Source organism: Myxococcus sp. AM010 (genome assembly GCF_013372585.1).
GTDB lineage: Bacteria > Myxococcota > Myxococcia > Myxococcales > Myxococcaceae > Myxococcus > Myxococcus vastator.
Window position 1 is genome coordinate 34,336 of sequence record NZ_JABXEO010000079.1, and the last position, 7,929, is coordinate 42,264.

The 7,929-nt window shown below is 71.9% G+C and carries 3 protein-coding genes; 1 reads left to right on the top strand and 2 read right to left on the bottom strand.

Features of this window, described 5'->3' with window-relative positions; translation table 11 throughout:
* Positions 1–80: 80 nt before the first annotated feature.
* On the top strand, positions 81–1,541 hold the full coding sequence (locus HV826_RS28730) for a phosphatidylserine/phosphatidylglycerophosphate/cardiolipin synthase family protein (RefSeq protein ID WP_176420158.1): 1,461 nt from the start codon (positions 81–83) through the stop codon (positions 1,539–1,541).
* Here the strand turns inward: HV826_RS28730 and HV826_RS28735 are convergent.
* Positions 1,538–2,950, bottom strand: coding sequence for an MBL fold metallo-hydrolase (locus HV826_RS28735; protein WP_255217468.1), 1,413 nt, complete (start codon positions 2,948–2,950; stop codon positions 1,538–1,540). The genes HV826_RS28730 and HV826_RS28735 overlap by 4 nt on opposite strands.
* Positions 2,951–3,199: 249 nt before the next feature.
* A complete protein-coding gene (locus HV826_RS28740; protein WP_255217469.1) occupies positions 3,200–7,834 on the bottom strand; it encodes a DNA topoisomerase 3 in 4,635 nt (1,544 codons plus the stop codon).
* Between the last annotated feature and the right edge of the window lie 95 nt (positions 7,835–7,929).

A 7,929-nucleotide genomic window follows, 5' to 3' on the forward strand; every position in this document is an offset into this window, starting at 1 on the left:
TCCCGACGCCCTGGGGCGCGGAGGACTGCGCGTACCAGGCGGGCGTGATAGGCGGAAGCGGGAGGACCCCGCCGTTCGCCATGCACCTGTTCGACATCCCCGCGTGGTTGGAGGTGGCCTGGCCCCACGTGGTGGCGGCGCTGACGGTGCTCATCAGCACGGTGGCCAGCGCCCACGCGGTGCTGCACAAGCGGGACGTGCGGGCCGCGGCGGGGTGGGTGGGGCTGGCGTGGCTGGTGCCGGTGCTGGGCGGGGTGCTGTACCTGCTGCTGGGCATCAACCGCATCCGGCGGCGGGCGCGTTCGTTGATGCTGAAACAGGCGCCTGGCCGCTTCCCGCTGTCGCCCCAGGTGGCGCCCATGAAGGCGGAGACGGTGAGCGTCCACCACCCCGAGGCCGCCCCCCTGGCTCCCCTGGTGCGGCTGGGGGACGCGGTGGTGGGCCGGCCGCTGCTGCCGGGCAACCGCGTCACCGTGCTGGAGTCCCGCCGGGACGCCTACCCGGCCATGCTGGAGGCGATTGACGCGGCGCGTACGACGCTGTCGCTGTGCAGCTACATCTTCGACAATGACGTGGCGGGCCGGCGCTTCGTGGAGGCGCTGGGGGCGGCGGTGAAGCGGGGCGTGGAGGTGCGGGTGTTGGTGGACGCGGTGGGCTCGCGCTACACGTGGCCGCCCATCCTGGGCCGGCTGCGGCGCGCGGGCGTCCGCGCCGCGCGCTTCCTGCCATCGCTGATGCCCTACCGGCTGCCCTTCGCCAACCTGCGCAACCACCGCAAGCTGCTGGTGGTGGACGGGCGCGTGGGCTTCACGGGCGGCATGAACATCCGCGAGGCCTTCTGGCCCGGCGAGCACGCCGCGGTGGACCTGCACTTCCGCGTCGAAGGCCCCCTGGTGGGCCAGCTCCAGGAGACCTTCGCGGAGGACTGGGCCTTCACCACGCGCGAGCGGCTGACGGGCGAGGCCTGGTTCCCGCCGCTCACCGAAGCGGGCACCGTGCTCGCGCGGGGCATCGCGGACGGCCCGGACGAGGACCTGGAGACGCTGCGCACGGTGCTGCTGGGGGCCCTGGCCACCGCGCGGACGTCGGTGCGCATCGTCACGCCCTACTTCCTGCCGGACACGGTCCTCATCACCGCGCTGAGCGTGGCGGCGCTGCGCGGCGTCCAGGTGGACATCCTCCTCCCCCAGAAGGGCAACCTCCCGCTGGTGCAGTGGGCCACCTGGGCGCAGCTGTGGCAGGTGCTGCGGCCGGGCTGCCGCATCTTCCTCACCGCCCCGCCCTTCGACCACACGAAGCTGCTGGTGGTGGACGGCGTGTGGTCGCTCATCGGCTCGGCCAACTGGGACCCGCGCTCGCTGCGGCTCAACTTCGAGTTCAACGTGGAGTGCTACGACGCCGCCCTGGCCACGCAGCTGGAGGGCGTGGTGGCCGCGCGGCTGCGCGACGCGCGGCCCCTCACGTTGGAGCAGGTGGACGCGCGCGCCCTGCCCATCCGCCTGCGGGATGGGCTGGCGCGGCTGCTGTCGCCGTACCTTTAGAGCAGGGCGCGGCGGACGCGCCAGAAGGTCTCCTTGGCGGCGCGGAAGCCCCGTGAGTCCTGGGGCAACAAGGCGCGCAGCAGCTCCGCGGACTGCGTCTGCAGGGGCCGCACGCAATGCGTCTCCACCTGGGCGCGCAGGAAGCCCAGCGGGTCGCGCCTGCGGTAGTCCGCGAAGTAGGTCCGCAGCTCGTTGCGCGTGCGCGCCTGCCCGTTGTCCGCGTACTTGGCCACGTAGGGACTGAAGTCCGGGTAGAGCCGCCCCGCGCCGAAGTCGCCGTGCAGCGTCGTCTTCATGAAGTTGCCGATGAGCAGGTCGTCGAAGACCTGATAGCGCACGGCCGTCATCAGCGAGCCGCGCGGCACCTCGAAGGTGATGCCCCGGTGGAAGCGGCGCTTCTGGAACGTGACGACGTGCTCCCGGCCGCCCACGCGGAAGCGCAGGAAGTCGAGCGTGCGCCCCAGGTGCTCCACGCCAAGGAAGTAGGTGGTGAGCGTCTTCACCTCGTCCGCGTCCAGCGGCTCGCTCCAGTCGTCCCCGAAGGCCTTGGGGTCCACCGGGCGCAAGACGCGCTCCGGAGGCTGGATGCGCTCTGTCTGACCGCGGATGAAGTCGTGGCGGATGAACGCGGGCAGCAACGAGCAGGTGCGCGACTCGAAGCCCCGGCCGTAGTCCTCCAGCCGGGTGGTGTACTCGGAGGCCCAGCGGCTGTCGGCCCGCTGGTACTTGTGCATGGAGCTGAAGGGGATGAAGTAGCGCGCCCCGTAGAACTCCGCCTGCCGGGCAATGGTCCGCCCCACGGGCGTCTTCGCCGCGGCGTGGGGCGCGATGCGCTGCCCGTCCTCGGTGAAGAAGTTCATCATGTCCGCGTCGCCATACCCGGACAGCGCCAGGAGGTACGACTCCTGATACCCGCTGACCACCTTGCGCACGAAGCGGCCGGCCCCGCGGTCCCCCGCGTCGTTGAGGTTGACCAGCAGCCGCCCGTCCATGTCCACCAGCAGGACGGCGTCCTGATTCACGTCCGGCAGGCACATGACGCGGATGCGCGGTGACAGCTGCGTCCACACCCGGTCCACCAGCACATGCACATTGAAGCCCTGTTCGCGCAGGTCATCGCGCATGCGGTTGCCGAAGTGGTTGGGCACCAGCAGCGTGCGCGCGCGCAGCACGTCCAGCGACTCCATGCTCAAGTGGTCCGGGTGGCCATGGGACAGCCACACGTAGGGGCAGGCCTGGATGGCCGCGCGCTGCGCCGCCGGAATCTCATGCGACAGCGTCCAGCTCCCGAAGTACGCGCTGCCGTCCGTCCACGGGTCGGTCACCAGCACCGGACCGTGGTCGTGGCAGATGAGCGTGGCGTTTCCAATCGTCTCGAAGCCCAGGTCCATCGCGTGCCCCCTCTTCATCCTGCGTCCGCTCGCAAGTCCGCCGGTTTGGTCGGACCAACGTGGCGATGGGCGGACGCCGCCTGCACTGCCCGCCAGCGCGGTGAAGAAGATTCGTTGCCTGGACGCACGCTGCCCGTTCCTGCGGGCGTGTGGACGCGGTCCCTTGCGCCCCGCCCCGCGGCCTTGCCATGGCATCGGCGTGGCGCGCGGGAAGAAGCGCCCTTCCCTTCGTGGGAAGGACGCCGCCTCATGCGCGGGCTTCCGGGCTCAGCTCCTGCGCGCCACCAGGGAAAGAATCTGCGCGCCGTAGCGCTCCGTGAGGGAGGGCCCCACCCCGTGGATGGCCATCAGCTCCGAGCCATTCTCCGGACAGGCCGACGCAATGGCCTCCAGCACCCGGTCGGTGAGGATGCGGAAGGCGGGCACGCGCCGCTTGCGAGCCTCCGCGAGCCGCCAGGCCTTCAAGGCCTCCACCATCTTCGCAGAAGGCTCGGCCGTGCGCCGCGTCGTGGCCCCGCCATTGGCGCGGACCGTGCGCTTCTTGCCCGAGGACCGCTTCGCGGCGCCCGCCTCCGCGCCCTTGCCCCGCTTGCGCTTGGCGGCCTTCTCCAAGGGTATTGGCAGGAGCACCTGCTGGGGGTCCACCGCGCGCGTGCGCCGGCCCGCGTCCGTCAGGGCCAGACGCTGGAACGAGATGACCTGCCCGTCCTTGTCGAACGAGTCCACCGCCAGGCGCGTCAGCCCGGCGCGCACCAGTCCGCCCACCAATCGCTCGAAGTCGCGCCGAGGCAGGGCCTCTCCGAACAGCTCACGGTGGAGCCGTCCGGTGGCCTGTCCGTCCCGCTCCTGGAGCGACTCCAGGATGCGCTCCAGCCCGTGCCGCTCCGCGGAGGTCGGCTCGGCGAAGCGCAGCGTGGCGCAGGCCTCCGGCGCGCAGACGTCGCACAGGCCACACGGCTCGCCCGAATCCTGGGTGTCACCGAAGTGCCCCACGAGCTGCTTCATGCGGCAGCCATGGGCCTCCGCGTAGCGCCCCATCTGCTCCAGGTGCAGCAGCTTGCGCTCACGCTGCGCGGAGTACGCCGCGGACCAGTTCGGCCGCCCGCGCATCACCGTCTCGTCGGGCGTCATGACGACGCCGCCGTGAATCCAGAGCTGCTCCAGCGCCTTGTCGAAGACCTCGGGGTCGCCTCGCACGCGGCCCTGGAGCACGGCCTTGGGCTCGAGCTGCGGCGCCGTGGACTGGAACAGCCGCTCCAGCACGTACGCCTCCGGGTAGTCCCGCCGGTGGAAGAACTCGTGCGTGCGCCGGTCGATGTACGAGTGCAGCAGCACCGCGCGCGACGGCTTTCCATCACGGCCCGCGCGGCCCAGCTCCTGGTAGTAGCCCTCCAGGCTGGCGGGGAGCGCCGCGTGGATGACGGTGCGCACGTCTGGCTTGTCGATGCCCATGCCAAACGCCGTGGTGGCCACGATGACCTCCAGCGAGCCCCGGAGGAACTCGGCCTGCACCCGGTCTCTCTCCGAGGGCTGGAGGCCCGCATGGTACGCGGCGGCGGTGAACTCGCCCGCGAGCAGGTCAGCGAACTGCTCGGCGTGCTTGCGCGTGGCCGCGTAGACAATCGCGGGCCGGTTCTCCTCATCCTGGAGCAAGGCCTGGATGGCGTCGCCGCGCGCGCTGGGATTCAGCTCACGCACCTCGATGGCGATGTTGGTGCGACGGAAGCCGTGAATGAAGGTGCGCGCCTTGCCCCCGGGGCCGTGCAGGCCGAGCTGCTGGACGATGTCGCGCTGCACGTCCGGCGTGGCGGTGGCGGTGAGGGCCACGACGGGCGCGGGACGCAGCAGGGGCAGGCGGGCGCCCAGGAGCCGGTAGTCCGGGCGGAAGTCGTGTCCCCACTGGGAGATGCAGTGGGCCTCGTCCACCGCGATGAGCGCGGGCGTGCGGCGCGCCAGGAACTCCACGAAGCCCGGGACGCCGAGCCGCTCGGGCGCGATGAACAGGAAGTCGAGCCGGTCCTCCAGGTAGTCCGCGCACACCTGCCGCGACATGGCCCTGTCTCTGCCGGAGTGGATGCGGTCCGCCGCGAAGCCGAGCGACTGGAGCCGCGCCACCTGGTCCTCCATCAGCGCGATGAGCGGACTCACCACCAGCGTGGTGCCCGCGCGCGCCAGGCCCGGTAACTGGTAGCAGAGGGACTTGCCCGCGCCCGTGGGCATCACGAGCAGCAGGTCCTCTCCCGCGGTGGCCGCGCGGCACACCGCCTCCTGGTACGGCCGGAACTCCGAGAAGCCGAACGCCTCCTTCAGCAGCGGACGCAGCGCCTCGGGCGCCGTCGGCGCGCGCCGCATGCGCTCCGGCCGCTGCCCGGAGGACGCAGCGGACGCCGTGGTCCGCGCACGGTTCACGGGAGCACGGGCGGCGCCAGCGTCCCCCCAGGCCCCAGCGTTCCAGCCCGCGCCGTCCGCTCGCGGAAGACGTGAGGCCGGTCCACCGCCCGGTGACATGGCGGAGGACGGAGGCTCGTCACGCGGCTCCGAGCGACCCACGGAGCCCGAAGTCCTGCTCCGCCGCGTCCCGAAGAGCGGCTCCGGAGCCTCCGCGAACGCTCCCTGGCGGCCCTGTCCCGGCACAGCATCCGCAAGGCGCTCGGCAGACGAATCCGCGAACGCCACCTGCCGTCCACGCCCCGACGAAGCATCCGCAAGGCGCTCGGCAGGGGCCCCCGCGAACGCAGCCTGCCCGCCAGGGCCACGCGCTCCCGCGCCAGCGCCGTGTGAAGCAAACGAACTTCCCGCTCCCGCCACCTGCGCCGCGCCGCCCTGCCCCCAACCCGCTCCAGGTGGCGCCCCCACGACCTCGTCGCGCAGAGGCCGTTGCGGCGCGGTGGCGCCATGGCCCACCACCTCGATGACATACGCCTCGATGCCGCGAATGAATGCATCGAGCTGACCCTCACCGCGCTCGATGCGCTGGAGCCACGCCTCCCACTGGCCCGTCATGGCCGGCGTCTTCACATCCGGGTGCACCACCTGGATGAGATGGATGCCCTTCTCCGTGGCCTCCATCACCTTGCCCCGGCGGCGCAGGTACTCGCGGTCCAGCAGCACCTCGATGATGGCCGCGCGGGTGGCGGGAGTCCCCAGGCCCGTCTCGCGCATCGCGTCCGCGAGCTCCTTCTCATCCAGCGCCCGCCCCGCCGACTCCATGGCCGTCAGCAGCGTCGCATCCGTGAAGCGCGGGGGCGGACGCGTGCGCTTCTTCACCGCCTCCACGTCCTCCACCGACTGCGGCTGCGCGCGCGCCAACCCCGGCGGCAGCGTCTGGGGCTCGTCGTCCGGCTCCCGCTCCGCGTCTTCGCCCTTGCGCCCCTCCGACTTCAGCCGCGGCGCCTTCTGCCCGCCGCCAATGTCCAGCACCTTCCAGCCCACCCGCTCCACCTGGGTGCCCGTGCTCTGGAAGCGGTCCACCACCGGCGGCGCCCCTGGCGACGTCACCGCGGTGATGACCGTGGTGACACGCCAGACATGGTCCTCGTGCCACGCCTGGAGCAGGCGCCGGCACACCAGGTCATAGACGCGCTGCTCGTCCGGAGACAGCCGCACCCCGCCCGGCGACGTGGGCGTGGGGATGATGGCGTGGTGGTCCGTCACCTTCGCGTCATCCACGTAGCGCTTGCCCAGCGCCCGGGCCCCCGTGCCGACGGCCAGGTCCTCCTCGTAGGGCGCGCGGATGGCGTTCACCACCTCCGGCAGCGTGTCCGCCACCGTGCGCGACAGGTGCCGGCTGGCGGTGCGCGGATAGCTCAACAGCTTGTGCTTCTCGTAGAGCGCCTGCGCCACCTCCAGGGTGCGCTGCGCGCTGAAGCCATGGAGCCGGTTGGCGTGCCGCTGCAGCTCCGTCAAATCGTAGAGGAGCGGAGGCGCCATCTTCTTCTCCTCCGACTCCAGCGATTCGATGACGGCCCGGCCGGAGCGCACGCGGTCGATGACGGCCTGCGCCTCCACCCCGTTCGCGTCCAGCCGCCGCGCCTCGCGCACGCCCTCGAAGCCCGGGGGCGCCAGGGGCTTGCCCTCCGGCCCCGAGCGGAACCACGTGCCCTGGTACCGCGCGTCCGGCGGCACACCCTTGGCTTTGGGCGCGAAGGTGGCCACGACCTCCAGGTAGTCACGCGGCACGAAGTCGCGGATGGCCAGCTCGCGCTCCACCACCATGGCCAGCGTGGGCGTCTGCACCCGGCCCACGCTCAGCATCTCTCCATGCCCCCCGTGCGCCAGCGTGTACAGGCGCGACAGGTTCATCCCCACCAGCCAGTCCGCCCGGCTGCGCCCCATGGCCGCGGCGGCCAGCGCTTCGTATTCACGGCCGTCCGCGAGCCGGCGGAAGCCGTCCTGGATGGCCCGCTCCGTCAGCGACGACACCCACAGCCGCTGGACCGGCTTGCGGCACTTCGCCGCGTCGTAGATGTACCGGAAGATGAGCTCGCCCTCGCGCCCCGCGTCCGTGGCGCACACCACCGAGGACACCTCCGGCGCGTTGAGCACCTGCTTCACCACCTCGAACTGGCTGCGCGTCTCCTTGGAGACGACCAGCGGCCAGTCCGCCGGGAGCATGGGCAGCAGCGCGCGGCTCCACTTCTTCCAGTCCGCGCGAATCTCATGGGGCTGCGCCAGCCCCACCAGGTGCCCAATGGCCCACGTCACCACGTAGCCGTTGCCGCGCAGCCAGCCCTCACCGCGCTCGTTCGCCCCCAGCACCCGCGCGATGTCGCGCGCCACGGAGGGCTTCTCCGCCAGCACGGCCACCAGGGAGGAGCGACCGGGGGACGCCTTCACACCACCGCCGTCCCTGCCTCCGCGCCTGTCCTCCCGGGGCGTCTCGCCCATCTCTTCCCACCTCATGTGCCCTGTCCCCTCCCGCCCACCACACCGCCTACCAGGGAGGGAGCCTGGAGCCGCGGCGTGAGCCACTCCCCTATCGTGTCAGGCTGACATCT

Excerpts from the sequence above, each read along its gene's own strand:
- HV826_RS28730 (WP_176420158.1), top strand. The coding sequence starts at position 81 with ATGCACCTGTTCGACATCCCCGCGTGGTTGGAGGTGGCCTGGCCCCAC.
- HV826_RS28735 (WP_255217468.1), bottom strand. The coding sequence starts at position 2,950 with ATGAAGAGGGGGCACGCGATGGACCTGGGCTTCGAGACGATTGGAAAC.
- HV826_RS28740 (WP_255217469.1), bottom strand. The coding sequence starts at position 7,834 with ATGAGGTGGGAAGAGATGGGCGAGACGCCCCGGGAGGACAGGCGCGGA.